A 25,218-nucleotide genomic window follows, 5' to 3' on the forward strand; every position below is an offset into this window, starting at 1 on the left:
TGCATTTCCGGGCGAGCCCGGTCCTGGCTGTCGGGGTGGAGGTGCCGGGCGTCAATCCGCCAGGCGCGCCCTCGCGGCGGTGAGCAGGATGTGGGCGTCCTCAACCGCCAGCTTCGTCTCGGCGGCCGAGGGTGTGTGGGCTCGGTAGTAGCGGTCGTTGCGGTTGCGCCGGGCATCATCGACGCGACCGGCAGCCTCGCTCGGCGGAGGGCTGTCGAAGATCGCCGCAAGAAAGCGAGCGACGGCGTCGTGCTGCCCGATGCCCGGAGCAGTACGGAAGCCGTACGCCGCGAGCATCGCCTCACCGACGTCATGCATGACGGCGTAGGCGAGATCGTGCTTGACCAGGTTGCCGGAGACGTTGGCGATGTTCGCGTACGCCTCCTCGGCATGATTCAGGAACGACCGTGCGCGTCGTTCGTCTCCGCCGGCGGTGATGACCCGGACCCGTTTGTTCTGGGCGAGGGAGCGAACCGCCGCCGCCTGTGCTGCGGACAGGGGTGCAACGCTCATCGGGCCACCTCCGTAGCGCAAGCGCCAGAATACGGACGCGGCCCGATGAAAGATCCAATGCTCGCTCGCTGACGCTCGCTCAATGCAGGTCTCCGATCAGGGCAAGGGTCGGGTGCGACAGGACGTCGACGGCGAAGGCGGCATCGGCCTCGACCGCGTCTCGCCACTCCTCGCCGGTCATGACGGTGGCGTTGACGGGCCGACCGACCTGGTCGCCGATGTCACGGCAGGCCGCGTAGACCTCCCGCACGTCGGGCTGCCCGAGCACGAGCACGTCGATATCCGCCGGGGGCGGGCCGGGCTCGCCCGATGCGCGCGCGGCGAACGAGCCGAAGACGGCGGCGGTCTCGACTCCCTCGATCCGCTCGAGCGCCTCGGTCAGCATCGGGCCGGGTCCGAAGGTGATGGCGAGTATCGCGCGGATGTGCTCGGCCACGGGGTTGTCCGGGTTCGCGCTGATGTGCCACTCGCGTCCCAAGGTCTCGATGAGGAGGATCCCCGCCTCGGCGAGCCGGGTGACCTCCCGGTGGACGGTCGTGCGGGTCAGGCCGGTGCGCCGGATGAGCTCGGGCAGGCTGACGGTCTCGCCGGTCAGCAGGATCTCGGCGAGAATCGCGGCCTGGCCGTTCGAGCGGAAGATCGGCGCCAGCAGCGGCGGGCTCGTTCTCATAAATGGATCTTAACATCCATTTATGAGATGTTGAACGACGGATCGGCGACGGTCTCGGTGAGATTGGGCCGTGGCGTACGTCGTCGTTAGGATTCGTGCATGACGCAGGCTCCTGGGGCGGAAGAGCACGATCTGGTTCTCGTGGTGGACTTCGGCGCGCAGTATGCGCAGCTGATCGCCCGCCGCGTTCGTGAGGCGAAGGTCTACTCCGAGATCGTGCCTCACTCGATGCCGGTCGAGGAGATGCTCGCCAAGAACCCGAAGGCGATCATCCTCTCCGGTGGCCCGTCGAGCGTGTACGCGGACGGCGCCCCGGCCATCGACAACAGCCTGTTCACCGCGGGCACCCCGGTATTCGGGATGTGCTACGGATTCCAGCTGATGGCGCAGGGCCTGGGCGGCACCGTCGACGACAACGGGGCGCGTGAGTACGGCCGCACGCCGGTCACCGTCGGCGTCCCCGGCACCCTGCTCAGGGACATGCCGCCCGCCCACAACGTGTGGATGTCGCACGGGGACTCGGTCTCCCAGGCGCCCGAGGGCTTCACCGTGCTCGCGAGCACCGCAGACACCCCGGTCGCGGCCTTCGAGAACGTCGAGAAGCAGCTGGCGGGCGTGCAGTGGCACCCCGAGGTGCTCCACTCCGAGCACGGGCAGCAGGTGCTCGAGCACTTCCTGTGGGACATCGCCGGTGCGCGCCAGACCTGGACCATCGGCAACATCGCCGAGGACCAGATCGAGCGGGTCCGCGAGCAGATCGGCGACCACCGCGCGATCTGCGCGCTCTCGGGCGGTGTCGACTCCGCGGTCGCGGCGGCCATCGTCGCCAAGGCCATCGGTGACCGGCTGACCTGCGTCTACGTCGACCACGGCCTGATGCGGAAGAACGAGTCGGTTGCGATCGAGAAGGCGTTCCGGGAGTCGACCGGCGCCGAGCTGAAGATCGTCGACGCCGAGAAGGAGTTCCTCGACGCGCTCGCCGGGGTCACCGACCCGGAGGAGAAGCGCAAGATCATCGGGCGCGAGTTCATCCGCTGCTTCGAGCGCGCCGAGGTCGAGATCCTGGGCGACTCCGACGAGAAGGTCGCCTTCCTCGTCCAGGGCACCCTCTACCCCGACGTCGTCGAGTCCGGTGGCGGCGCCGGCACCTCCAACATCAAGTCCCACCACAACGTCGGCGGCCTCCCCGAGGACCTCGAGTTCGAGCTGGTCGAGCCGCTGCGTGAGCTCTTCAAGGACGAGGTGCGCGCCGTCGGCTCCCAGCTCGGTCTGCCCGACGAGATCGTTCAGCGCCAGCCGTTCCCCGGCCCGGGCCTGGGCATCCGCATCATCGGCGAGGTCACCAAGGAGCGGCTCGACATCCTGCGCGAGGCCGACGCGATCGCCCGCGAGGAGATGACCCGCGCCGGTCTCGACCGCGACATCTGGCAGATGCCGGTCGTGCTGCTCGCCGATGTCCGTTCCGTCGGCGTCCAGGGCGACGGCCGCACCTACGGCCACCCCGTCGTGCTCCGCCCGGTCACCTCCGAGGACGCCATGACCGCCGACTGGGCCCGGCTGCCCTACGACGTCATGGAGCGCATCTCCACCCGCATCACCAACGAGGTGAGCGAGATCAACCGGGTCACCGTCGACATCACCTCGAAGCCGCCGGGCACCATCGAGTGGGAATGATTCGTTGACCGGTCCCGGCCGTGGACAATGTCGTCCATGACTGAGCCGGACCTCGCTCGACGACTCCTCGACGCCCATGTCGCCCACGAGATGGCGGCGATCCGCGGCGTACGCTTCCTCGATCTCGTCACCGGCGAGATCGACTTCGCGCTGCGTGCTGCCAGCGACCTGACGCTCGACCAGGTGATGCCGCGCGACCTGATCAAGGAGGTCGCGCTGAAGTACGTCAGCACCTTCCGGCTCCCGGGCGCGATCCCGGAGGTCGCCGGGGCGATCGCGACGAGACTCAGGGCGCATCCCGCCAACGACACGCAGCTGGGCAAGTTGGTCAGCCGGCCGCGGATCGCCGAGCTGGTCGAGGCCCTCGTCGAGATGCGTACGCTGCGCCAGCAGGTCCTGCGCAGCCTGGCCGAGAACTCCGGGATCCAGGCCGGCGTCGGCACCTTGATGCGTGGCACGGCCCGGGGTGCCGTCGACACCGGTCGTCGGCTCGCCGACACCCTTCCGGGTGGTGCGTTCGGCTTCTCGATCGCCGAGCGCGTGGCCGGCCGGATGGCGGACACGGTGAAGGGCACCCCGGTCGGCGCGGCCGTCGACCAGAGCGCCCGCGAGCTCGCCGAGCGGGGCGCCGGGGCGCTGCTCGGCTATCTCTCCGACACCGCCGCGAGCTCGGTCACCGACGAGGAGGTGTACGACGCGCTGCTGGAGGTCTGGGACGCGCTGGCGACCCGGCCGGTGCGCGAGCTCGCCGACCTCATCGACGACGAGCAGCTGGTCGCGCTCTTCGTCGGGCTCTACCAGGTCTGGCTCGACATCCGCGACTCCGAGTATCTGCAGGCCCTGGTCGACACCGGCGTCGACTTCTTCTTCGACACCTACGGGAGCTTCACCCTGGACCGGCTGCTCGAGGAGTGGGGTCTTGGCCGCGACGACCTGATCGAGGAGGCCCTCCGCTTCGGGCCGCCGGTGATCGAGGCGCTCGCGGAGGCGGGTGTCCTCGAGCAGCTGATCCGTCGACGGTTGTCGAGCTTCTACGACTCGCCGGAGGCCCGGGCTCTTCTGGGGTGAGCGCTGGTCGTCCCTCTCCTCAGAAAAGTCTCGGGTCCGATGTCGAGAACCCAGACGGTGGCTCGACGCGTGGGTAAGAGCATCACCACCCACCTCCGAGGAGATCGAGATGAGCACCAACGCACAACGAGCCGGCTGGGTCATCACCGTCCTGGTCACCCTGTTCCTCGGCTTCGACATCGTCACGCACCTGCTGCGGGTCGAGGCCGTCATGGATTTCAACGACAAGGTCGGAGCGCCGGGCTGGTTCCCAGTCGTCTGCGGCGCCGTCCTCGGGCTCTCGCTGGTGGCGTACCACGTGCCGGCCACCCGGGCGATGGGCACGGTCCTGATCACGGCCTACCTGGGCGGCGCGGTGACGGTGAACCTGGTCTTCGAGCAGCCGGCCTTCAACACCGTCTTCGCCATCGCCACCGCCGTCCTCGTCTGGGCCGGCGCCTGGCCGCGCGACGAGCGCCTGCGTGGCCTGGTCGCCGCCTAGAACCCCGCCGAGTCGGCTCGTCCTGACACAGATCCGCGCCGAGTCGGCTCGTCATGACGAGCCGACTCGGCGCGGTTTTTGGTCAGAACGAGCCGGCTCGGCGGGGTTTCTGGGCTAACTGTGGCGCAGTCGGGTGAAGGCGCCGAGGACGGTGCGCTCGGAGAGCACGAGGTAGTCCTGCAGCTCGGCCGCGGCCGCGGGCCCGCCCTTGTCGAGGAAGGTCTCGAGCAGGGCGCGGTTGCGGGTGACGAACGGGGCGTGCAAGGCCTCGGGGTTGTCGATCTCGAGGAAGGCGAGCCGCAGCTCGGCGGCGATGTCGCGGAAGAGGCGCTCCAGGCGTGGGCTGTCGGCGAGGGCGACGATGGCGTCGTGGAACGCCATGTTGGCGGTGCCTACCGTGCGCCAGTCGCGCGCCTCGAGGCTGGTCTCGCCCTGTTCGACCGCCTCGCGCATCGCGGCCACCGCCGGGTGCAGCGGGGAGCCGGCCGCCAGCGCGGCGGGCTCGACGTAGCGGCGCGCCCGATAGATGTCGACGACGTCCGCCACCGTCGGGGACGCGACCGAGACCCCGCGATGAGGCACGTGCTCGATGAGGCCCTGTTCGGCCAGCACGCGGAACGCCTCGCGGAGCGTGTTGCGCGAGACGCCGAGCTTCTCGGCGAGGGAGATCTCCGACAGCCGGGTGCCCGGCGCGAACTCGCCGTCGATGATCCGCCGGCGCAGCGCGTTCGTCAGGGTGTCGTCGGCATCGGGCATGACCGCATCCTAGGGGACCAGGAGGAAATTGCATCCGCGGACAATCGAAACATCATTTTAACACGCAAGGGTGTCATTGTTGAACAATCAGTGCCATTGTGTACTACACGAAGAGTGTGGCGCCAGCCACACGGCCCGCCGATGCCAGGAGTCCCCCATGACTGACACGACCAGCGCCGAGCGCGCGAAGAGCTTCGCCCGCTCACGCCGAGGACCGATCCTCGGCGCCATCTTCCTGATGGCCACCTCGGCCATCGGCCCCGGCTTCATCACCCAGACCGCGACGTTCACCGCCCAGCTCGGCGCGGCGTTCGCGTTCGCGATCCTGGCCTCGATCCTGATCGACTTCGCGCTGCAGATGAACGTGTGGCGCCTGATCACCGTCTCGGGCAAACGAGCCGGGGACCTGGCCAACGAGGCCGTGCCGTTCTCCGGGCACGTGCTCGCGACACTGATCGTGATCGGCGGCCTGGCGTTCAACATCGGCAACATCGCCGGTGCCGGGCTCGGCCTGAACGCCCTGCTGGGTATCGACCCGAAGGTCGGTGGCCTGCTCTCGGCGCTGCTCGCGATCGGCATCTTCGTGTACAAGCGGGCCGGCCGGGTCGTCGACACGGTCGTGCTCGCGCTCGGCCTGCTGATGATCGGGCTGACCCTCTTCGTCGCGATCGCATCGCAGCCTCCTGTCGGCGACGCGCTGCGCCAGACCTTCGTGCCCGACACCCTCAACTTCGCGACGATCACCACGATCGTGGGCGGCACCGTCGGCGGCTACATCACCTACGCGGGCGCCCACCGCTACCTCGACTCGGGTCTCACCGGGCCCGAGCACGTGGCCGCCGTCCACCGGGCCTCGATGAGCGGCATCCTCGTCACCGGGATCATGCGCTACGTACTGTTCCTGGCGATCCTCGGCGTGGTCGCCTCGGGCGTCACCCTCGACTTCTCGAGCCAGGCGGCCAACCCGGCCGGCCAGGCGTTCGGCGCGGTGCTCGGCGACGCGGGCATCCGCATCTTCGGTGCGATCTTCTGGGCCGCGGCGATCACCTCGGTCATCGGCGCCGCCTACACCTCGGCCACCTTCATCTCGACCTTCTCGAAGAAGCTGGGAGCGGGCTGGCGGCTGCAGGTCGCGACGGTTGCCTTCATCGTGGTCTCCCTCGTCCTCTACCTGCTGATCGGTGCGGCGCCCGCAGCTATCCTGGTCTTCGTCGGCGGCTTCAACGGCCTGATCCTCCCGATCGGCATGACGATCTTCATGTACGTCGGCTGGTTCCGTCAGCGCGACGTCCTGCACGGCTACCGCTACCCGGTGTGGCTGCTGGCCCTGGGAACGTTCGCGACGCTGCTCAGCTGGTACATGGGCATCGTCTCGGTCGGCCCGATCTTCGCCTTCATCGGCATTGGAGCGTGATCACGGTGAACAACAAGGCAACCATCGACCTGAACTCCGACCTCGGCGAGAACACGCCCGACCGGGTGGTCGCGGACGACGCGGCGATGCTCGGGATCGTCTCGAGCGCCAACGTCGCCTGCGGGTTCCACGCGGGCACCCCCGAAGGGATCCGTACGACGCTGGCCGATGCCGTGGCGAACGGCGTCACGATCGGCGCGCACCCGGGATATCGCGACTACGAGGGCTTCGGCCGTCGCGCGATGGACATCGGGTCGGCGACGCTGCAGGCGCACGTCGAGTATCAGCTCGGCGCGCTGATCAGCCTGACCACGGCGGTCGGCGGTGCCGTCCGCTACGTGAAGCCGCACGGCGCGCTCTACAACACGATCGCCCGCGACGAGCGCCAGGCGCGGGTCGTGGTCGCCGCGGTCAGGGCGATCGACCCGTCCCTGGTGCTGCTCGGGCTCGCGGGCGGCGTCGTGCTCGACGTGGCCGAGAGGGCCGGGCTCGCGACGGCCGCGGAGGCCTTCGCGGACCGCGCCTACACGCCCGGCGGCGAGCTGGTCTCGCGCGCCGAGCCCGGTGCGGTGCTGCACGACGCCGAGGCGGTCGCGGCCCGCATGCTGCGGCTCGCGCGCGAAGGCGTGGTCGAGGCGATCGACGGCACCGACGTGGCCGTACGCGCCGACTCGATCTGCGTGCACGGCGACAGCGACGGCGCCATCCGGATGGCCGCGGCGACCAGGGCGCTGCTCGAGGCCGAGGGCATCGCCATCGCTGCCTTCGCCGGGGCGGCAGGGCCGGTGGCATGACCGCGAGCGCCACCCAGCTGAAGGAGGCGCGCGCCGCGCGCGCCTCCTACCGGGCGGGCGAGGTCGCTCCGACGAGCGGTGTCGCCCACGGCCTGGTCCAGGCGAACCTCATCTCCGTGCCGGCCGACTGGGCTTTTGAAGTGCTGCTCTTCGCGCAGCGCAACCCGAAGCCATGCCCGGTGCTCGAGGTCCTCGACCCGGGCACCTACGAGTCGGCCCTGGCGCCCGGGTCCGACCTGCGCACCGACATCCCGGCGTACCGGATCTGGCGGGAGGGCGAGCTGACCGAGGAGGTCACGGACGCGGGCGCCGCCTGGGAGGAGCACCCCGACCTGGTCTCCTTCCTGATCGGCTGCAGCTTCACGTTCGAGGCGGGGCTGACCGACGCCGGGATCCCGATCCGTCACCAGGAGCTCGGCCGCAACGTGCCGATGTACCGAACGTCTCGCGCGTGCGCGCCGGCCGGGCGCCTGCGCGGCGACATGGTGGTCTCGATGCGCCCGATCCCCGCCGACCGCGTCGCGGATGCCGTACGCATCTCCGGGCGCTATCCGGCGGTGCACGGTGCGCCGGTGCACGTCGGTGACCCGGACTCGCTCGGCATCGCCGACCTCGCCGCTCCCGAGTTCGGGGACCCGCCCGAGGTGCGCGAGGGCGAGGTGCCGGTGTTCTGGGCCTGCGGGGTCACGCCCCAGGCCGCGATCATGGACTCGCGTCCGCCGTTCGCGCTCACCCACGCGCCCGGCCACATGTTCATCACCGACGTACGGGATTCGGAGTATCTGGCGTGAGGCACGTGCTCATCGCATCGGATCAGGCGTTGCTGGTCGAGGAGGACGATCTCGAGGGCGCGATGCGGCTGCACGCGGCGCTCGTGGCCGAGCCGCCGACCGGCGTCGTCGAGCTGGTGCCGGCCGCCCGGACGGTGCTCGTCCGGTTCGACCCGACGCTGGTGGACGAGGTGACCCTCGCCAAGGAGCTGACCCGCGTCGAAGCCGTCCACGGCAGCCTTCCGGCAGCGGGTTCGGTGACGATCGGCGTGCGCTACGACGGGCACGACCTCGACGAGGTCGCCGAGCTGCTCGGGGTCAGCACCGAGCAGGTCGCCGCGCGCCACGCCGCCGCGACCTGGCGGGTGGCCTTCACCGGCTACGCGCCGGGCTTCGGCTATCTCGTCGGTGACGACCCGCTCTTCGACGTGCCGCGGCGTTCCTCGCCGCGCACCCGGATCCCGGCCGGCTCGGTCGGCCTCGCCGGTACGTTCTCAGGCGTCTACCCGCGGGAGAGCCCCGGCGGCTGGCAGCTGATCGGGCGTACGGATGCCCAGATGTGGGACCTGCACCGCGACCCGCCCGCGCTGCTCGCGCCGGGGATGACGGTGCGGTTCGAGCGGCTCGAGCGTGAGTCGGTCTCGGTCACCGCACCGGCTGCGCCGGCCGAGGCTGCCGAGCACCCCTTCGCTGTCGAGGTCGTACGTCCCGGTCTGCAGCTGGTGCTCGAGGATCTCGGCCGCCCCGGCCATGCGGCGCTCGGCGTCTCGGCGTCGGGGACGGCCGACCGCCGCGCCCTGCGGGCCGCGAACCGTGCCGTCGGCAACGCGCCCGGCGCGGCAGGCTTCGAGCTCGCAGGTGGCGGCGCGGTCCTGCGCTTCACCGGCCCGGCGGTCGTGGCGGTCGCGGGCGCCCCTGCCGAGACGACGATCGTACGCAGCGACGGCCCCCCGATCCCGGTCGAGCACGGCGCCGCGACCGCGCTCGAGGACGGCGAGGAGCTGCGTCTCGGCGCGGTCAGCGCCGGGTTGCGTGCCGTGATCGCGGTGCGTGGCGGCCTGGACCTGCCGCCGGCGCTCGGGAGCCTGTCCAGCGACACGCTCGCGGGTCTCGGCCCCGGCGACCTCGGCGGCCGGCCGCTGCGTACGGGCGACGTCGTGCCGCTCCACGGTCCCGCTGCCGCGCCGCACGCGGTCGACCCCCACCCGGCGCCCGCCGAGCCGCTGCCCGCTCCCGGTGACACGGTCGAGCTGCGCATCGTGCTCGGTCCGCGCGAGGACTGGTTCACCCCGGCCGGCGTACGCGCCCTGGTCGAGCAGGAGTGGACCGTCACGCCGCGCTCCGACCGCGTCGGCGTACGTCTCGAAGGCGCCGTCCCGCTCGAGCGCGACGTCTCCGGCGAGCTGCCGAGCGAAGGGGCGGTGACCGGCGCCATCCAGGTGCCGCCCGACGGACAGCCCGTGCTGTTCCTTCCGGACCACCCGCTGACCGGCGGCTATCCGATCATCGGCGCGGTCATCGACCGCGACCTGGACCTGGCCGGTCAGCTGCCGCCCGGGGTCCGCATCCGCTTCCGAACCGTCGCGCCCGATGCGTCGACGGCCGAGACTCGAGGAGACTGACATGCGCAGGGTGCTCATCGCCAACCGGGGAGAGATCGCCGTCCGCGTCGTGCGGGCGGTCGCCGAGGCCGGCCTCGTGTCGATCGCCGTCTACGCCGACCAGGACGCCGACGCGCTGCACGTGCGGCTTGCCGACGAGGCGTACGTTCTCGGCGGGGCCACCGCCGCCGAGTCCTACCTCAGCATCGAGTGGCTCATGGCCGCGGCGCAGGCCTCCGGCGCCGATGCGGTGCATCCCGGCTACGGGTTCCTCTCGGAGAGCGCCGAGTTCGCGCGCGCCGTCGAGGCCGCCGGGCTGACCTGGATCGGACCGAGTCCGGAGAGCATCGACAAGCTCGGCGACAAGATCACCGCGCGCCGGATCGCGCAGAGCGTCGGCGCCCCGCTGGTGGCGGGCACCGACCGGCCGCTGGAGTCCGCCGACGAGGCCGTCGCGTTCGCGCGCGAGCACGGGCTTCCGATCGCGATCAAGGCCGCCTTCGGTGGCGGCGGGCGCGGGCTGAAGGTGGCCCGCGAGCTCGAAGACGTCGCCGATGCCTTCGACTCCGCCTCCCGTGAGGCGCTGGCCGCGTTCGGCCGGGGCGAGTGCTTCGTCGAGCGGTTCCTGGAGCGCCCGCGGCACATCGAGGCGCAGGTGCTGGGCGACGGAGTCGGGAACGTCGTGGTCGTCGGTGACCGCGACTGCTCCCTGCAGCGGCGCAACCAGAAGCTCGTCGAGGAGGCACCGGCGCCCGGGCTGACCGCCGAGCAGCGTGCTCGCATCCACGAGGCTGCGCGCGACATCTGCGCGGCGGTCTCCTACCGCGGCGCCGGGACCGTCGAGTTCCTGATGGGTGCCGACGGGGTGATCTCGTTCCTCGAGGTGAACACCCGGCTGCAGGTCGAGCACCCGATCACCGAGGCGGTCACCGGGGTCGACCTCGTCGCCGAGCAGCTCCGGATCGCCGCGGGTGAGGGGCTCTCCTTCTCGGAGACGCCGGCGCCGACGGGCCACGCGATCGAGCTGCGGATCAACGCCGAGGACCCGGGCCGCGGCTTCCTGCCGAGCCCCGGCGTCGTGACGGGGCTGCGGGTTCCCGCCGGGCCCGGCGTGCGCTGGGACGCGGGGATCGAGGCCGGCGACACCGTCCAGAGCGCCTTCGACTCGCTGATCGCCAAGCTGATCGTGCACGCGCCGGACCGGGACAGGGCCGTCGTACGTGCCCGCCGGGCGCTTCGCGAGCTCAACGTGGAGGGGGTGGCGACCGTCGTACCCTTCGCGCGTGTGCTCCTCGACGACCCGGCGTTCTCGACCGACGGTTTCGCCGTGCACACGCAGTGGATCGAGACCACGCTGATGCCGCGGCTCGAGGCGCAGCGGCGAACCGAGCCGGCGCCGGCGCCGCCGCTGCGGCGGGTGCCGGTCGAGATCGACGGTCGCCGGGTGATGCTCGGGCTTCCCGATGAGCTTCTGCGAGGGCTCGCGGCGGGCGGGGCGGTCGGGGCCGAGGCAGGACCGGCGGCGGCCGATCCCGCCGTGCTCGAGGCTCCCGTCCCCGGCGTACTCGTCGACTGGCTCGTCCCCGACGGCGAGAAGGTCTCCGAGGGCCAGGACGTCGCGGTCATCGACGCCATGAAGATGGAGACCCGGGTCGCCGCGCATCGCGCGGGCGTGCTTTCCCGCGGCACCGACATCGGTGGCACCGTCGCGATCGGCGACGTGCTCGGGAAGATCGAGCAGGTCTAGGCCGTGTGCTGGAGGATCGCGGGGACGACCCTGTCCCAGGTGTAGGGAGGCGGCGGCTCGTGGCCGACGCCGTCGAGGACCAGGAGCGTCGCGTCGGGGATGTCGCGGGCGAGGATCTCGCCGTGACCGATCGGGAACAACGGGTCGCGGGTGCCGTGGATGACCAGGGTCGGCGCGGCGATGTCGGCCAGGGTCGCCTCGACCGGCTCGCCGTCGCTCATCGCCTGGTGGTTGGCGAAGCTCGGCCGCATGTCGGGTGTGCGGCGTACGACCCGCTCGACCACCGCGCGGATCCTGGCCTCGTCGAAACCCTCGGGGACGAACGCCCGCTGGTCCTCGACCAGCGTCGACACCAGCGCCTCGTGGTCGTCGGGATCGGGCACGGTGCTCTTCGCGGCCGCCGCGAAGAAGTCGGCCAGCTCCTCGCCGATGGGCGGCAGGTCGGGTACGCCGGCGAAGGCCGGTGACGTCTCGTCGAGGATCAGCGTCTCGACCCGCTCCGGATAGAGCACCGCCGCACACTGGGCCAGGGCGCCGCCCATCGAGATGCCGAAGACGTGGCCCTTGTCGAGGCCGAAGGCGTCGAGCAGGGCCGGGATGTCGGCGATCATGTCGCGCCCGGTGTAGCCCGGCGCTCCTGGTGGCCAGGTGGTCGAGAGGCCGGTGTCGCGGTGGTCGTAGCGGATCACGAACCTCCGGCCGGCGGCCAGCGCCCGGCAGAAGTCGTCCTCCCAGTAGTCCATCGCGGCACTCATCCCGCCGACGAGCAGGATCGGCGGGTGCTCAGGGGATCCGAACGTCTCCGTACACAGCTCGATCCCGTTGACGGCCAGCATCTGCTCCATGGCGACCAGCAAACGGGCGGGGCCGAGCCGCGTCAAGGCCTTATGACGTGGCGTACGTGTCGATCTCTCCGCGCAGCCGGGCCTTGAGGTCCTCGGGCGCGTAGGAGACGTCGACCGCGGCCCGCGCGAGGTCGGCGATGCCGGCGGCGTCGAGGCCGAGGAGGTCGGCCGCGATCTCGTACTCCTGGTTGAGGGTGGTCGCGAACATGGGCGGGTCGTCGGAGTTGATCGTGACCGGCACGCCGGCATCGACGAACGTCTTCAGCGGGTGCTCCTCGAGCGAGGCGACCGCACCGGTGGCGACGTTGGACGAGGGGCAGACCTCGAGCGGGATCCGGTGCTCGGCGAGGTGGGCGAGCAGCTCGGGATCCTGGGCCGCCGAGGTGCCGTGGCCGATCCTCTCGGCCTTCAGCACGGTCAGCGCGTCCCAGATCGTCTGCGGCCCGGTGGTCTCGCCGGCGTGCGGCAGCGAACGGAGCCCCGCGGCCCGAGCCGTCTCGAAGTGCCTCTCGAACTGCGGCCTGGGGACGCCCACCTCGGGCCCACCGAGCCCGAACCCGATGAGCGCCTCCGGACCGTGGTCGACGGCGTACGCCAGGGTCGCGTCTGCCGCCGGGATCCCGGACTCGCCGGGAATGTCATAGATCCAACGGAGCGTGATCCCGAAGTCGTGCTCGGCGCCGACCCGGGCGTCCTCGAGCGCCTCGGTGTAGGCCTCGATCGCCATCCCCGTGTGTCCGGTCCCCGGCTCGCGCACAGCCAGGTCGGGGCGTACGGACGTGTAGGGGGTGCAGGTCAGCTCGGCGTACCGGACCTGCTGGGTCTGCGCCAGATCGCGCGCGATCTCGTAGGTCAGGTAGCGGATGTCCTCGGGTGTCCTGACCAGATCCACGACCGAGAGGTAGACCTCGATGAAGTGCGCGAAGTCGCTGAACGTGAAGTAGTCCTTGAGGAGCTCCACGTCTGCCGGCACCGCCCCCGGATGCCGCGCGGCCAGCTCCGCGACGATCCGCGGCGAAGCCGACCCGACGTGGTGGACATGCAGCTCTGCCTTGGGCAGCCCGGCGATGAAGGTCTTCAGGTCACTCACGCCCCGATCCTCACATGCGGCTTCGTCCTCCTGCGACTCCGTTTCCGCTCGCGTGGCCCGAACTCAGGGAGCATCGGACCAGATCGAGGCTAGGGTGAAGGCATGCGGGCGATCCACCACTGGGACCTCTGGGTCGACGACTTCGAGACCGCCTCGGGGGAGTGGGGGTGGCTCTTCGGCGAGCTCGGCTGGGAGGCCGGGGAGAAGGGTCACTTCTGGGAGGCGCCGGACGGGACGTACGTCTTCATGGAGCACTCCAAGGACCAGCACGGCACGCAGGACCGGCTCCGGCCCGGCGTCAACCACATCGCGTTCATGATCGACGACCGAGACCTGCTCGACAGGATCCGGGCGGCGTCGACCGAGCACGGCTGGCACGAGATGTACGCCGACCGCTACCCGCACGCCGGCGGCGACGAGCACACCGCGCTCTACCTGGAGAGCTCGGAGGGGTTCGAGGTCGAGATCGTGCTCGAGGTCGACGACCTCACCGCCTAGCCTGCCGGCTCAGCGGTAGTCGTCGCCGTCCTCGTCGTCGATGATGTGCATCGCGGCCTCCTCGGCGGAGGCACCGGCGCCGTCGATGCCGGCATCGACACCGTAGAGCTCGGACTCGGTGTCCTCGCCCGCGCCGCGGTCGGGGTCGACGAGCCGGCCCGCTCGCTTGCTGCCCACCTCGCGGCCGTCGGGGTCGTCGTTCTCCTCGGCGTCGTCGTACTCGACCGCGTAGGGGTCCGGCTCCGGCACCTCCTGGTGGCGGCGCTGGTCGATGCACTCACGGTGCTCCTCCTCCCACGGCGTGTTGCCGTAGTCGGTGGAGTAGTGGTCGGCGGTGACGATGCCGTGGTCGAGCTCGTCGCGCACCTCGCCTTCGAGAACGTCTCCGGAGAGCGCGTCCTCGCCGGTGATCTGATCCTCGTCGTCGACACTGTAGTCGCCGTAGTTCTCGCGCGATTCGCTCACCTGAGTCTCCTGATCGGCCGGGCATTGGGGTCATCACGGCCCCCTTCGGTAACGTTAACCCGGTCCGGTATGGAGTGGAACCGGACTGCATTAGACGACGCGGGGATCGACCCAGGGAGCAGAGTAGATGGCGCCTCGCGCCCGATTGGCGGTAGCGGCTGTGGCCGCGCTTGCCGGCTCGTCGATCGCGCTCGGCGTGATGCCTGAATCGTCCGGTCCGCTGGGCTCGTTGGGGTCGTTGGCCGGGAAAGCGTTCGCGCGGGTGTCCTCGGCCGACCAGGTCATGATCCCCTCGACGCCCACGCCGACGCCCGACTGGACTCCCTACTCCACCCAGCCCAACATCCTCATGATCACGGCGGACGACCTCGCCTACGACGATCTCGAGTTCATGCCCCACACCCGCCAGCTCCTGGCCGCGCAGGGCACCTCGCTGACGGAGGCGATCGCGCCCACGCCGATCTGCGTTCCGGCCCGCGCGTCGCTGCTGACCGGGCAGTACAGCCAGAACCACCACACCGTGACGATCAACGGCGAGCGCGGTGGCTACGAGGCGATGGACCACACCGGCACGCTGCCCGAGGCGCTGCAGGAGGCCGGCTACGACACCCTCTTCGCCGGCAAGTACCTCAACGGCTACGGCCTGCGCGGCACCGCCAAGGACGTTCCGCCCGGGTGGACCGACTGGCGGGCGACGACCGACATGTCGACCTACAACTTCATCCGGCCGCGGATCAACCACAACGGCAAGCTCACAACCTACCACCGCTACACGACCTACGTGATGCGGGACCAGGCCAACGAGATGATCTCGGCGCCGGAGCGGGCCGACAAGCCGTGGTACATGTGGCTCAACTACGTGGCGCCGCACCATGGCGGGCCGGCGGATCCGGACGACCCCGAGGGCACCAGCACGACCAGGCCGGCCGCCGAGGACAAGCACTCCTTCGACGGCCTCGAGCTGCCGGATCTGCCCTACATGTTCCGTACGCCGTCGGATGCCCCACGGATCTCGCCGTCGCGCAAGTTCTTCGACGCGGAGGGGCGGGCCGAGCTGAGGATCGCCCACGAGCAGCGGGTCGAGGCTGTCCAGGCGCTCGACCGGGCGGTCGCCAGCCACGTGCTCCGCCTGCAGGAGACCGGCCAGCTCGACAACACCATCATCATCTTCTCCTCCGACAACGGCTACACGACCGGCGGCCACAACATCAACGGCAAGCTGATGCATTACCGCGAGACGCAGCGGATCCCGCTGATCCTGCGCGGGCCGGGCATCCCGGTCGGGCGGACCCTGTCCACCGGGGTCGGCAACCCCGACATCGCCACCACGGTCATGGCCATCGCCGGCGCCGAGCCGGGACGTCCGCAGGACGGCGTCAACATCATGCCGTGGCTCACCGCGCCCCCGCAGAACCGGGTGCTCCCGCTCTCCGCCTGGCGGGTCAACGACGGTCGCAAGCAGATCTATTCGGGGATCCGCTTCGGTGACTGGACCTACGCCCGCTTCTCCGACGGCAGCGAAGAGCTCTACAACATGGCCGAGGACCCCTATCAGATCCGCTCGCTCGCGCTGCTCCCCGAGTACGCCGACGAGCTGGCCCAGCTGCGTGCGCTGGACAAGAAGTACGCCCACTGCGCGGGTGACACCTGCCCGAAGGAGTTCTACCCGGCCGGCTGATCGGCCGTGTCGGCCATGCCGGCCGTGTCCGCCGCGCAGCGGAACCCCAGGTTGCCCGCGGTCGAGTCGGGCGGGCTGCTGGAGCGCGCCGAGAGCCGGTAGCGGTGGCAGTAGGAGTCGTGGCAGAGGTAGGACCCGCCCCGCATCACCCGGGTCAGGCCCTCGGCGGGGCCACGCGGGTCCGCGGCGAGTCCGTCGACGAGCTCGGCGTAGTAGGTCGGTGAGAACCAGTCCGCGCACCACTCCCAGACGTTGCCGATCATCTGGAACAGTCCGAACCCGTTCGGATCGTACGTCCGCACCGGCGCGGTCGTGACGAACCCGTCGGCAGCGGTGTTGGTGTCCGGGAAGACGCCCTGCCAGACGTTGGCGTGGTGGGTGCCGTTCTGCTCCAGGTCATCGCCCCACGGGAACCGTGAGCCGTCGAGGCCGCCGCGGGCTGCGTACTCCCACTCGGCCTCGGTCGGCAGCCTGGTCCCGGCCCAGTCGCAGTAGGCCAGTGCGTCGTCGTGGGAGACGTGCACGACCGGGTGGTTGCCCCGGCGGCCGACGTTGGAGCCGGGGCCCTCCGGCGTCCGCCAGGAGGCGCCACGCACACCGAGCCACCAGGGCGCCTCCGGGGAGCGGCCGAGGATGTCACGTGGCGAGCCGTCGTAGGCCAGGTGGAAGACGGCCGAGAAGCCCTCGCGCTCGGCCGTGGTGACATGGCCGGTCGCCTTCACGAACCGGGCGAACTCCTCGTTGGTCACCGCGGTCGCGTCGAGCCGGAAGCCCGGCAGCGCGACCGGGTGCACCGGGCCCTCGCCGTCGGCCTGATAGCCCTCGCCGAACGAGTCCCCGGCGGCGTACGTCCCGCCGGGGAGGTCGACGAGGGAACGGCGGCGTTTGCGGGGCAGGGCCGGGGGGCGCCGAGCCGGGTCGGGGCTGGGCCCGCGGGTCGCGCCGAAGGTGAGGTCGGAAGGCACGTCCACCAGCCTACGAGCAGTGCCTCTCGCCTCAGCGGGGGTAGGTCGCCTTCAGGCTGCCCGCGGTGGCCACCATCGTGCCCTTCTTGCCGGTGACCAGGATGCCCGGTGCCCGGGCCTTGCCCGCATCGTCGGCCTTGATCGTGACGCTGCAGGAGGGCTTCTTGCGCGGGCACTTGAAGTCACCCGACGGCCGGTAGGTGACGGTCAGGCTCTGGTTGTCCGAGAGGCCCTCGATGTAGGCAGCCATGTAGGCACACTTCGGCATGTTCTTCGGGCAGGCGTGCTCGTAGGTGCGCCACTCGATCTTGGCTGCGGCCGCCTTGCCGCAGAGCTTGGCCGGCTCGCCGGTGCGCACCGTGCCCCAGGCGTACGTCACCTTGGTGGTCGCCTCCACGCAGGCCTCGCTGCCGCCCCTGGCGACCGGCAGGGTGTAGGTGAGCTCCGGGTCCTCGCCGGCGGTCGGCTGCGCGGCGCCGTCGTCGATGGAGGCGGTGCCGGAGGTGACCTCCGGTGCGGTGACCTTCAGCGTGACCTCGCGGTAGCCCGCGGCCGCGGCGGCGGTCGGCGCCTCGGGCGTGCGGGCGTAGCACGTGTCCAGAGCGGTGATCGCGGCGACGTTCTTGGCGGCGAGATCCTCGTCGGTGAGCCGCAGGTTGGTGACCGCGAGGACGCCGGCGATCGCCGGGCGGCCGACCTTCCGCAGGCAGCGAGGGTTGTCGAGGGTCCAGGCTTCGGCGATCTGCCTGCTCCAGCTGTTCGCACCGCCGTCGGCGCAGCCGAGCAGCTCCGCGTACCACTGCGAGCCCAGCGCCGAGGGCCACTCGCCGGTGTAGCTGAAGCCGCTGCCGGTCCTGGCGACCACGCCGGCAGCGGTGAGTCCGGCGCTGCCCTTGTCCTTGGCGATCGTGTCCGCGGCGCAGCGGATCTGCTCGGGGTCTGCCCAGGCCGGGGTGTCGCCGGCGAGCGTGAGGGTGCGTGCCACCGCCTTCTCGTCACCGCGCAGCGGACCGATCTGGCCGGTGAGGTAGGCCCACGTCGAGGTGCCGAGGAAGGCCACCGCCACGAGCACGCCGACGATCACCAGCCAGCGCAGCGCCCGGCGTACGGGACGGGCGGGGTCACGCCGCCGCCGCGGCACCGGGGGCAGCCCGAGCCGCCGCCGGCGCGCCTCCTCGGCCGCCGCGTTGGCGAGCTCGGTCGGCTTGGGACGTTGTTGAGCGGTGCTTCCGTTGGGGTCGGACATCTCACTCCCTCGAGAACGGTTCAGCGAGGATCGTAGAGGGTAGCCGTTTCCGATACCCCCTGCCACTCCCTCCGGAGGCTCCGACGCCGGCTATGACTGGAAATCTGGTCATGTGACCGACATTTTGGTCATGCCAACCTCGACGACGCGGACTACTTCCACGTTGCGGCGGCATTCAGCAGCCGGTCGATGGAGCCGCGGGTCCTCGTTGTGGCCACGCCACCGGTGGCCCGTTCCAGTTCGAAGGTAGGACTCCCCGCGGAGTTGCGGGGTTTGCGGATCAGGCTCAGGGCGATCCCGTCTCCGACGTACAGCACGTCGACATCGTCTTTAGGGTTGGTCCACGGCGTTGACCAACTCGGCTCCTTGCCGCCCTGGAAGAACGTCACGGTTTCGCGGTAAGTGCGGGGGGACCGATGCTTCTCGAACACCCCCATCGCGAGGACGCGTTCCAGATCTGCCAGCGGCCGCACGATGGCCGTGTCGTCGTACCCTGCCGCGGCAGCCAGTTCGCTGGCTGCCTCAGCCACAACCCGCTCGGGGTCTTCGGCCTTCAACAGCACGGTCCCGTTCGTCTGGAACGACTTCACGTGTGAGGCGCCGCTCCGATTGAGTGCACCTTCCAACTGCTCTCGGTTCGGCGACCTGACATGACCGAGATTGAGGTTCCTGTAGAACACAACGTGCACGACCGCCGGGGCAGTCTCTGCGGCTTCGCCAGGGGGACGGCTCACGGCCGGTCATCGACCTTCGTACAACGTCGTCCGTTCGCGTACGTCCCGACCGATGCCGGCGCCGATCTCCTCGAGCTCCGCGACGGTCTTCGCCGAGCCGTGCTCGGAGCCGGCCATCCGGGAGATGGTCTCCTCCATCAGGGTGCCGCCGAGGTCGTTGGCGCCGGCTTGGAGCATCGCCCGGGTGCCGTCGACACCGAGCTTGACCCAGGAGGTCTGGATGTTGTCGATGCGGCCGTGGAGCATGATCCGCGCGAGCGCGTGCACGGCGAGGTTGTCGCGCATGGTCGGGCCGGGACGGGCTGCGCCGGCGAGGTAGATCGGCGCGCTGGTGTGCACGAACGGGAGCGGTACGAACTCGGTGAACCCCGCGTTGCCGTGCTCGCGGGCCTGGTCCTGGATGCCGGCGAGGACACGGAGGTGGCCGACCCAGTGCCGCGGGTTGTCCACGTGGCCGTACATCATCGTCGACGTCGTCGGGATGCCCACGCGGTGGGCGGTCGAGACGATCTCGATCCAGGTCTTCGCGGGCAGCTTGCCCTTGGTCAGCACCCAGCGGACCTCGTCGTCGAGGATCTCTGCGGCCGTGCCGGGCAGCGAGCCCAGCCCGGCCTCACGGACCTTGATCAGGAAGTCCTCGATGGAGAGCCCGGTGCGGGCGGTGCCGTTGACGATCTCCATCGGGCTGAACGCGTGCACGTGCATCTCGGGCACGCGCTGCTTCACGGCCTGGACGAGATCGAAGTAGGCGGTCGAGGGGAGCTCGGGATCGATGCCGCCCTGCATGCAGACCTCGGTGGCGCCCAGGTTCCACGCCTCCTCGGCGCGGTCGGCGACCTGGTCCAGGTCGAGGGAGTACGCATCCGCGTCCGTGCGTCGCTGCGCGAAGGCGCAGAACCGGCAGCCGACGTAGCAGACGTTGGTGAAGTTGATGTTGCGGTTGACGACGTACGTCACGGTGTCGCCGTTGACCTGCTGGCGCAGGTCGTCGGCGAGCTTGGTGACCTGGCGCAGCAGGTCGCCCTCGGCGGTCATCAGGGTCAGGGCGTGCTCGTCGGAGAGGTTGCCGGGGTCCTTCTCGGCCGCTCTGAGGGCTGCCGCGCCCGCGAGGTCTCCGCGCATCCCTGACGTTTTGGTGCCCGAGATCGGCGTGTCGTCCGCCGGAACGTCAGGGGCGCCCGTGCGCACGGCCGCCTCCCGGACCGCGTCCCAGTCGCCGTAGACCGTCTCGAAGTCATCGCGGCGGTCGTTCGTACGTCCGGTCGTGTCGACCGAGGCGTGCAGGTCCACGCGCCCGGCGGCGGTGAAGCCACCGTCGGGCTCCTGCCACGGGCGACCCTCGGGCCGGACGCCGTCACGGGCCAGCCCGTCCTCGTCGGCGATCGCCTCGACGTGGGAGAGGACGCGCGGGTCGATCCAGGCCTGGCCGTCGCGCAGGGTGCCCTGGACGTACTCCGGGTGGACGGTCAGCCTAGGCCTCAGCTGGAAGCCGGCCTCGGCGCTGACCTGGCGCAGCGCGTCCAGGGAGGGCCAGGGGCGCTCCGGGTTGACGTGGTCGGGGGTGAGCGGCGAGACGCCGCCCCAGTCGTCGATCCCGGCCCCGAGCAGCGCCCGGCACTCGTCGAGGTCGACCAGGTTGGGCGGGGCCTGGACCCGGGCCTTGGGCCCGAGGACGATGCGGGTGACCGCGATCGCGGCCAGGTACTCGTCCAGGCCCAGGTCGTCGACGTGGCGCATGGCGGTTGACGGCTTCGCCCGGAAGTTCTGCACGATGATCTCCTGCAGCCCGGCGTACGCCTTGTGCACCTTCCGCAGCGCGAAGATCGTCTCCGCGCGCTCGGTGAGCGTCTCGCCGATGCCGACGAGGAGCCCCGAGGTGAACGGGATCGAGAGCCGGCCGGCGTCCTCGAGCACCCGCAGGCGCACCGCAGGGTCCTTGTCGGGGGAGCCGAAGTGGGCCTCGCCCTTGGTCTCGAACAGACGTCGCGACGTGGTCTCGAGCATCATCCCCATCGACGGGGAGACCGGCTTGAGCCGGTTCATCTCCTCCCACGACATCACCCCGGGGTTGAGGTGGGGGAGCAGGCCGGTCTCCTCGAGCACCCGGATCGCCATCGCTCGCACATAGTCGAGCGTCGACTCGTAGCCGCGGCTCTCCAGCCACTCCCGCGCCTCCGGCCACCGGTCCTCGGGCCGGTCGCCGAGGGTGAACAGCGCCTCCAGGCAGCCCAGCTTCGCGCCCTCGGCGGCGATCTCGAGGATCTCGTCGGGGCTCAGGTAGGGCTCGCGGCCCTCGCGCGCCGCCTGTCCGGGTGTCTCCACGAAGGTGCAGTAGTGGCACCGGTCGCGGCACAGCTTGGTGACCGGGATGAAGACCTTCGGCGAGTAGGTCACCGTCTCGGGGCGCCCGGCCGCGACCAGCCCGGCGTCGCGTACCTTCGCCGCGGCGGCGGTCAACCGTTTCAGGTCGTCGCCACCGGCGGCGAGGAGAGCCGAGGCCTCCGCCACGTCGAGGGCTGCGCCGCGTTCGGCCCGGGCCAGGGCCCGGCGGATCTGCTGAGGTGTCGGCTGCTCGCTCATCACGAGCAGCCTAGTAGGCGCCGCCCAGTTGTCGAACTAGTTGTCGATCTGGGCACTCGCGCCGGGCGCCGTGGCGACGAACTTGGCGGTCCAGTTCTGCGGGCCGGACCAGTCGACGACAGCGCCCTTGCCCTCGCCGTCGGGGGTGCCGGGCCAGACGCACTTCGCGCCCTTCCCGTCCGAGCACTTGCCGCCGTTGAGGGTGAGCTTCACGTCGAACTTCTTGCCCGGCTGGAAGCCCTCGAAGGCGAGCCGCCAGGTGTTGCACGCGATCTTCTGCTTCGTGTAGATCGGATCGGTGCACTTGTCCTGCTTGATCCACTCGAGCTTCTTCGGCTCGGCCTTGCCGCAGGCGTCGGCGTCGGTGGCCTTCTCGGTGCCCCAGGCGAAGGTGACGGTGGTCTTGACCGCGATGCAGCCCTCGACGCCACCCTCGGTGACGGGGAGCTCGTAGGAGGAGCCCTTGAGCTCCTCGTAGCTGCTGCTGCCCTTCTTGGCGATCCCGATCACCGACTGCCCGCCGGGAGCGGTGGGATCCTGCACGTCGAAGTCGACCTGCATGTAGGCGGGCTTGGGGGTCACCTTGGCGCCGAGCGCGTCGGCCTTGACGTAGCACGCGTCGAGCGCCTTGACGGCCTTCTCGCTGGCCGGGCCGGCGGCGCCGGTGTCGCCGGCCTTGAGGAGGTCCGTGACCGCGAGGAGGCCGGCCATGGAGGTCTTGTCGACCTCCTTCTCCATGCAGCGGGTGTCGCCGACCTTCCAGTTGTCGCCGATCTCGGTCGACCAGGACTCGGTGCAGTCGAGCAGGCCCTGGGTGAACTTCATCGCGTCGTCGGCGGGCCATTCGCCGGTGTAGGTCCAGTCGTCGCCCGCGTCCACGATCCCGTGGGAGCGCAGCTCGGCGGCCGGAACCTTCCCGACCAGGGACTCGGCCGCGCAGGTCATCTGGTCCTCGGTGGCCCACCCCGGCTTGGGTACGCCGCTGGCGATCGCCTCGGCCGCCTTGGCGTCGTCGCCGTGGAGACCGAACATGCCGAAACCCTGGGTGAAGATGCCGACGCCGACGAGCAGGACCGCGGCGACCCCGCCGCCGACGATGGCGTAGCGCTTCTTCTTGTCGCCGTCGCCACCGCCCTGGCCGGCGTTGGAGTGGTGCGACGGCAGCCACTCGGGCTGGCCGCCGGCACCGGTGCCGGCGTTGCTGGCGGCGGCAGCGACCGCGGGCAGGCCCTTGCCGCTGTGCACGACCGTGGAGTCGGTCTCGTTGGCGAGCGGGGCCGGCGTCGGGGTGCCGTCGCCGGGACGCTTGACGATCGTCGGCTGGGCCTCCGCCTCGGGCACGGGAGTGCCGCCACCGGAGGTGCCGCTGGTCGTGTCGTAGCTGACGCCGGGACGGGAGCCGAGGTCGGCTGCGGCCGCACCGGTGACACCGCCGATGACGCCGCCGCCGAGACCGGTCTCCTCGAGCCGGTCGGCGGCCTTGTCGAGGGCCTTGGCGAGCTCGGCAGCGGTCGTGAAGCGGTTCTCCGGCTTCTTGGCCAGCGCCCGCTGGATGATCGGGTTGATCAGGTCGGCGCCCGGCGTGGCGGCGGGCAGCCGCGGCACCGGGCTGTTGATGTGGGCGCTCATCAGCTCGAAGTCGGTGCCGGCGTAGGGCGCCTTGCCGGTCAGGCAGGCCCACAGCAGACAGCCGGCGGCGTAGATGTCGCCCGACGCGGTCGCCTGCTCACCCATGTGGCGCTCGGGCGACATGTAGGGCAGCGAGCCCACCACGGAGCCGGCCCGGGTCACGTTGGAGTCGCCCTCGGTCGCGATGCCGAAGTCGGTGAGGTAGGGGACGAGCTCGCCCTCCTGGCGCTCCCACAGGAGCACGTTGGACGGCTTGACGTCGCGGTGGACCACGCCGGCGCGGTGGGCGTCGAAGAGCGCGTCGCTGACGTCACCGACCAGGCGGAGGGCCTGGACGGTCTCCAGCGGGCCCTTGGTCTTCAGCCAGCCGTGCAGGTCGCCATCGGGGACGTACTCGGTGACGAGGTAGACGGTGCCCTCGACCTCGCCGTACTCGATGATCTGCACGATGTTGCGCGAGCGCAGCTTGGCCAGGATGTTGGCTTCCCGCTCGAAGCGGGTGATGAAGTCCTTGTCGACGGTGAGCGAGGGCAGCACCAGCTTGAGCGCCACCTTGCGGCGTAGTGCCGGGTCCTTCGCCTGGTAGACGACACCCATGCCACCTTGACCCAGGACCCGCTCGATCACGTAGCGACCGAACTGCTCGCCTTCCTGGGGGAACGCAACCATCTTTAGAACCTCGCCATGATTTTTTTACCCGAATGACCTCTGCCGAAACCCTAGCGTCCCGTCAACGATCGTCGCGCCCCAACGCCACGGGCGAGACCAATTGTTAAGGCGTTAGTTAGGAAGTACGGCGGTGAGCCCGTCGACCTGCGCGGTGAACCGGTCCTTCCAGCCCTTGGGCGCGGTCCAGTTGGTCCAGGTGCCGCTCGGCTTGGTGACGAAGGCCGTGTCCGAGCACGACCCGGAGGCCGAGCGGCAGTCGCCGCCGTTGAGCTTCAGCTTGATCGTGACGCCGGAGAGCAGCTCGTAGCCCTCGTAGTGGAGCGTCCAGGAGCTGCACGGGGCGTACTTCGGCTGGGCGCACGACTTGTCCTTCGTCCACCACAGCCGGCGGTCCTTGGCCTTGCCGCAGGCCTCGGCCTCGCTGGTCTTCGTGGTGCCCCACGGGTAGCTGATCGACGCCTCGAACGTCGCGCAGCCCTCCTGGCCGCCCTCGCGCACGGGGATGTTGACCTTCCCGCCGGTCACCGGGGTCCACTCGGATGAATCGGCCGACTTCGCCCGCACGACGACCTCGCTGCCCTCGACGGCAGGCGCCTGGACCGAGAAGTCGACACCGAGCACGGCGGGGGTGGCCGTCGCGGTCGGCGCGGTGAGCTCGTCGCTCGCGTAGCACTTGTCCAGCGCCGAGACCGCCTTGTCGGCCTGCTTCGTCACGCCGGCGTCCTCGACCTCCATGACCTGCGTGGTGATCAGGCCGGCCATCGCCCTCTCGTCGACGTCACCGAGGCAGTCCGTGTCGCTCAGCGCCCACTCCTTGCCGATCGCCTTGCTCCAGTCGCCCGAGCAGGAGAGCAGGCCCTCGGCGTACGTCGTCGCCTGCTGTCCCCGCCAGGCGCCGGTGAAGGTCACGGTCTCGCCGGAGGTCGTGATCAGCCCGGCCTTGCGCAGGGCGTCGCTGCGCTCGTCCCTGACCAGCTGCTCGGCGGCGCACTCGGCGTCCCCGGCCGAGGCCCAGGCCGGCTTCGGCGCGTTCGCTGCGATCGCGGTCACGGCCTTCTTGTCCTCGGCGCTCAGCGGACCGAACCCGAGACGGCCGGTGAAGAACGCCCACGCCCCGGTGCCCAGCAGCAGGACGAGCACCACGGCGCCCGCTGTGCCCAGCCCGATCAGCAGGCCCTTGTTGCTCTTCTTCGGCTGGTGGTGCGACGGCAAGCCGTACGCCGAGCCGTACGCCGAGCCGTACGCCGTCGGCGGCTGCCCCGGCGGAGGGCCGTAGCTGCTGGGCGGTGCCGCGGGCGTCGCCATCGTGGGTGGCGGCGGGGGTGGTGCCG

21 protein-coding genes and 2 pseudogenes are annotated in these 25,218 nt (G+C 70.6%); 11 read left to right on the forward strand and 12 right to left on the reverse strand.

From position 1 onward, the window contains the following. Positions 1–51 precede the first annotated feature (51 nt). Both ACIA03_RS25790 and ACIA03_RS25795 read right to left on the reverse strand, forming a co-directional pair. Positions 52–513, reverse strand: coding sequence for a hypothetical protein (locus tag ACIA03_RS25790; protein ID WP_396987894.1), 462 nt, complete (start codon positions 511–513; stop codon positions 52–54). Between the two features lie 79 nt (positions 514–592). Continuing rightward, on the reverse strand, positions 593–1,183 hold the full coding sequence (locus ACIA03_RS25795; RefSeq protein ID WP_396987896.1) for a helix-turn-helix domain-containing protein: 591 nt from the start codon (positions 1,181–1,183) through the stop codon (positions 593–595). Positions 1,184–1,282: 99 nt separating this feature from the next. Between ACIA03_RS25795 and guaA the strand changes: the two genes are divergently transcribed. The 3 genes from guaA (at position 1,283) to ACIA03_RS25810 (ending at position 4,406) form a co-directional block, all read left to right on the forward strand. Then, positions 1,283–2,857, forward strand: a complete 1,575-nt coding sequence (gene guaA / locus ACIA03_RS25800) for a glutamine-hydrolyzing GMP synthase (RefSeq protein WP_396987898.1) — start codon at positions 1,283–1,285, stop codon at positions 2,855–2,857. Positions 2,858–2,893: 36 nt separating this feature from the next. Next, positions 2,894–3,925, forward strand: a complete 1,032-nt coding sequence (locus ACIA03_RS25805) for a hypothetical protein (protein ID WP_396987900.1) — start codon at positions 2,894–2,896, stop codon at positions 3,923–3,925. 109 nt (positions 3,926–4,034) lie between these two features. Beyond that, entirely contained in the window at positions 4,035–4,406 is a 372-nt protein-coding gene (locus tag ACIA03_RS25810; protein WP_396987902.1) for a DoxX family protein, read from the forward strand. A 114-nt stretch (positions 4,407–4,520) separates the two neighbouring features. Here the strand turns inward: ACIA03_RS25810 and ACIA03_RS25815 are convergent, their stop codons facing one another. After that, a complete protein-coding gene (locus ACIA03_RS25815; protein WP_396987904.1) occupies positions 4,521–5,162 on the reverse strand; it encodes a GntR family transcriptional regulator in 642 nt (213 codons plus the stop codon). Between the two features lie 157 nt (positions 5,163–5,319). Between ACIA03_RS25815 and ACIA03_RS25820 the strand changes: the two genes are divergently transcribed. The 6 genes and pseudogenes from ACIA03_RS25820 (at position 5,320) to ACIA03_RS25845 (ending at position 11,488) form a co-directional block, all read left to right on the forward strand. Then, positions 5,320–6,576: an NRAMP family divalent metal transporter gene (locus ACIA03_RS25820; protein WP_396987905.1), complete on the forward strand. Its 1,257-nt coding sequence runs from the start codon at positions 5,320–5,322 to the stop codon at positions 6,574–6,576. A 5-nt stretch (positions 6,577–6,581) separates the two neighbouring features. Continuing rightward, on the forward strand, positions 6,582–7,370 hold the full coding sequence (locus ACIA03_RS25825; RefSeq protein WP_396987907.1) for a LamB/YcsF family protein: 789 nt from the start codon (positions 6,582–6,584) through the stop codon (positions 7,368–7,370). Then, positions 7,367–8,161 carry a putative hydro-lyase gene (locus ACIA03_RS25830; protein ID WP_396987909.1) on the forward strand — a complete coding sequence of 265 codons (795 nt, stop codon included), beginning with the start codon at positions 7,367–7,369 and terminating at the stop codon, positions 8,159–8,161. The genes ACIA03_RS25825 and ACIA03_RS25830 overlap by 4 nt, the downstream gene beginning before the upstream one ends. Positions 8,162–8,166: 5 nt before the next feature. Beyond that, positions 8,167–8,760 (forward strand): annotated as a pseudogene (locus ACIA03_RS25835) (allophanate hydrolase subunit 1); the annotation flags it as partial. A gap of 84 nt (positions 8,761–8,844) precedes the next feature. Further along, positions 8,845–9,762: pseudogene (locus tag ACIA03_RS25840) on the forward strand (biotin-dependent carboxyltransferase family protein); the annotation flags it as partial. Position 9,763: 1 nt separating this feature from the next. Then, positions 9,764–11,488: an acetyl/propionyl/methylcrotonyl-CoA carboxylase subunit alpha gene (locus tag ACIA03_RS25845; protein WP_396987911.1), complete on the forward strand. Its 1,725-nt coding sequence runs from the start codon at positions 9,764–9,766 to the stop codon at positions 11,486–11,488. Here ACIA03_RS25845 and ACIA03_RS25850 read toward each other — a convergent pair. Next, positions 11,485–12,333 (reverse strand): alpha/beta fold hydrolase, encoded by an 849-nt coding sequence (locus tag ACIA03_RS25850; RefSeq protein WP_396987913.1) that lies wholly within the window; start codon positions 12,331–12,333, stop codon positions 11,485–11,487. The genes ACIA03_RS25845 and ACIA03_RS25850 overlap by 4 nt on opposite strands. A 40-nt stretch (positions 12,334–12,373) precedes the next feature. Next, positions 12,374–13,423, reverse strand: a complete 1,050-nt coding sequence (locus ACIA03_RS25855; protein ID WP_396987915.1) for an adenosine deaminase — start codon at positions 13,421–13,423, stop codon at positions 12,374–12,376. A gap of 102 nt (positions 13,424–13,525) precedes the next feature. Here ACIA03_RS25855 and ACIA03_RS25860 point away from each other — a divergent pair, with 102 nt between their 5' ends. After that, the gene (locus tag ACIA03_RS25860) at positions 13,526–13,921 is read left to right on the forward strand and encodes a VOC family protein (protein ID WP_396987917.1); all 396 of its coding nucleotides are present in this window, start codon (positions 13,526–13,528) and stop codon (positions 13,919–13,921) included. Between the two features lie 9 nt (positions 13,922–13,930). Here the strand turns inward: ACIA03_RS25860 and ACIA03_RS25865 are convergent, their stop codons facing one another. Then, a complete protein-coding gene (locus ACIA03_RS25865) occupies positions 13,931–14,386 on the reverse strand; it encodes a DUF5709 domain-containing protein (RefSeq protein ID WP_396987919.1) in 456 nt (151 codons plus the stop codon). A 199-nt stretch (positions 14,387–14,585) separates the two neighbouring features. Here ACIA03_RS25865 and ACIA03_RS25870 point away from each other — a divergent pair, with 199 nt between their 5' ends. Beyond that, positions 14,586–16,064, forward strand: coding sequence for a sulfatase-like hydrolase/transferase (locus ACIA03_RS25870; protein ID WP_396987921.1), 1,479 nt, complete (start codon positions 14,586–14,588; stop codon positions 16,062–16,064). Here the strand turns inward: ACIA03_RS25870 and ACIA03_RS25875 are convergent. The 6 genes from ACIA03_RS25875 to ACIA03_RS25900 all read right to left on the reverse strand — a co-directional run bounded on the left by ACIA03_RS25875 (position 16,049) and on the right by ACIA03_RS25900 (position 25,192). Next, a complete protein-coding gene (locus tag ACIA03_RS25875; protein ID WP_396987923.1) occupies positions 16,049–17,029 on the reverse strand; it encodes a formylglycine-generating enzyme family protein in 981 nt (326 codons plus the stop codon). The genes ACIA03_RS25870 and ACIA03_RS25875 overlap by 16 nt on opposite strands. 31 nt (positions 17,030–17,060) lie before the next feature. Then, positions 17,061–18,275 (reverse strand): hypothetical protein, encoded by a 1,215-nt coding sequence (locus ACIA03_RS25880; protein WP_396987925.1) that lies wholly within the window; start codon positions 18,273–18,275, stop codon positions 17,061–17,063. Positions 18,276–18,427: 152 nt separating this feature from the next. Then, positions 18,428–19,009 (reverse strand): DUF1697 domain-containing protein, encoded by a 582-nt coding sequence (locus ACIA03_RS25885; RefSeq protein ID WP_396987927.1) that lies wholly within the window; start codon positions 19,007–19,009, stop codon positions 18,428–18,430. A 6-nt stretch (positions 19,010–19,015) separates the two neighbouring features. After that, complete coding sequence (locus ACIA03_RS25890) at positions 19,016–21,589, reverse strand: bifunctional FO biosynthesis protein CofGH (protein WP_396987929.1); 2,574 nt, start codon at positions 21,587–21,589, stop codon at positions 19,016–19,018. 36 nt (positions 21,590–21,625) lie between these two features. Continuing rightward, positions 21,626–23,887, reverse strand: coding sequence for a serine/threonine protein kinase (locus tag ACIA03_RS25895; protein ID WP_396987930.1), 2,262 nt, complete (start codon positions 23,885–23,887; stop codon positions 21,626–21,628). Between the two features lie 111 nt (positions 23,888–23,998). Beyond that, on the reverse strand, positions 23,999–25,192 hold the full coding sequence (locus ACIA03_RS25900) for a hypothetical protein (RefSeq protein ID WP_396987932.1): 1,194 nt from the start codon (positions 25,190–25,192) through the stop codon (positions 23,999–24,001). Between the last annotated feature and the right edge of the window lie 26 nt (positions 25,193–25,218).

This window comes from Nocardioides sp. NPDC051685, from assembly GCF_044453405.1.
GTDB lineage: Bacteria > Actinomycetota > Actinomycetes > Propionibacteriales > Nocardioidaceae > Nocardioides.

Coding starts and splice junctions, on each gene's coding strand:
- ACIA03_RS25850 (WP_396987913.1), bottom strand. CDS start 12,333: ATGGAGCAGATGCTGGCCGTCAACGGGATCGAGCTGTGTACGGAGACG.
- ACIA03_RS25880 (WP_396987925.1), bottom strand. CDS start 18,275: ATGTCCGACCCCAACGGAAGCACCGCTCAACAACGTCCCAAGCCGACC.
- ACIA03_RS25805 (WP_396987900.1), top strand. CDS start 2,894: ATGACTGAGCCGGACCTCGCTCGACGACTCCTCGACGCCCATGTCGCC.
- ACIA03_RS25895 (WP_396987930.1), bottom strand. CDS start 23,887: ATGGTTGCGTTCCCCCAGGAAGGCGAGCAGTTCGGTCGCTACGTGATC.
- ACIA03_RS25810 (WP_396987902.1), top strand. CDS start 4,035: ATGAGCACCAACGCACAACGAGCCGGCTGGGTCATCACCGTCCTGGTC.
- ACIA03_RS25830 (WP_396987909.1), top strand. CDS start 7,367: ATGACCGCGAGCGCCACCCAGCTGAAGGAGGCGCGCGCCGCGCGCGCC.
- guaA (WP_396987898.1), top strand. CDS start 1,283: ATGACGCAGGCTCCTGGGGCGGAAGAGCACGATCTGGTTCTCGTGGTG.
- ACIA03_RS25900 (WP_396987932.1), bottom strand. CDS start 25,192: ATGGCGACGCCCGCGGCACCGCCCAGCAGCTACGGCCCTCCGCCGGGG.
- ACIA03_RS25860 (WP_396987917.1), top strand. CDS start 13,526: ATGCGGGCGATCCACCACTGGGACCTCTGGGTCGACGACTTCGAGACC.
- ACIA03_RS25890 (WP_396987929.1), bottom strand. CDS start 21,589: ATGAGCGAGCAGCCGACACCTCAGCAGATCCGCCGGGCCCTGGCCCGG.
- ACIA03_RS25820 (WP_396987905.1), top strand. CDS start 5,320: ATGACTGACACGACCAGCGCCGAGCGCGCGAAGAGCTTCGCCCGCTCA.
- ACIA03_RS25795 (WP_396987896.1), bottom strand. CDS start 1,183: ATGAGAACGAGCCCGCCGCTGCTGGCGCCGATCTTCCGCTCGAACGGC.
- ACIA03_RS25815 (WP_396987904.1), bottom strand. CDS start 5,162: ATGCCCGATGCCGACGACACCCTGACGAACGCGCTGCGCCGGCGGATC.
- ACIA03_RS25790 (WP_396987894.1), bottom strand. CDS start 513: ATGAGCGTTGCACCCCTGTCCGCAGCACAGGCGGCGGCGGTTCGCTCC.
- ACIA03_RS25870 (WP_396987921.1), top strand. CDS start 14,586: ATGCCTGAATCGTCCGGTCCGCTGGGCTCGTTGGGGTCGTTGGCCGGG.
- ACIA03_RS25845 (WP_396987911.1), top strand. CDS start 9,764: ATGCGCAGGGTGCTCATCGCCAACCGGGGAGAGATCGCCGTCCGCGTC.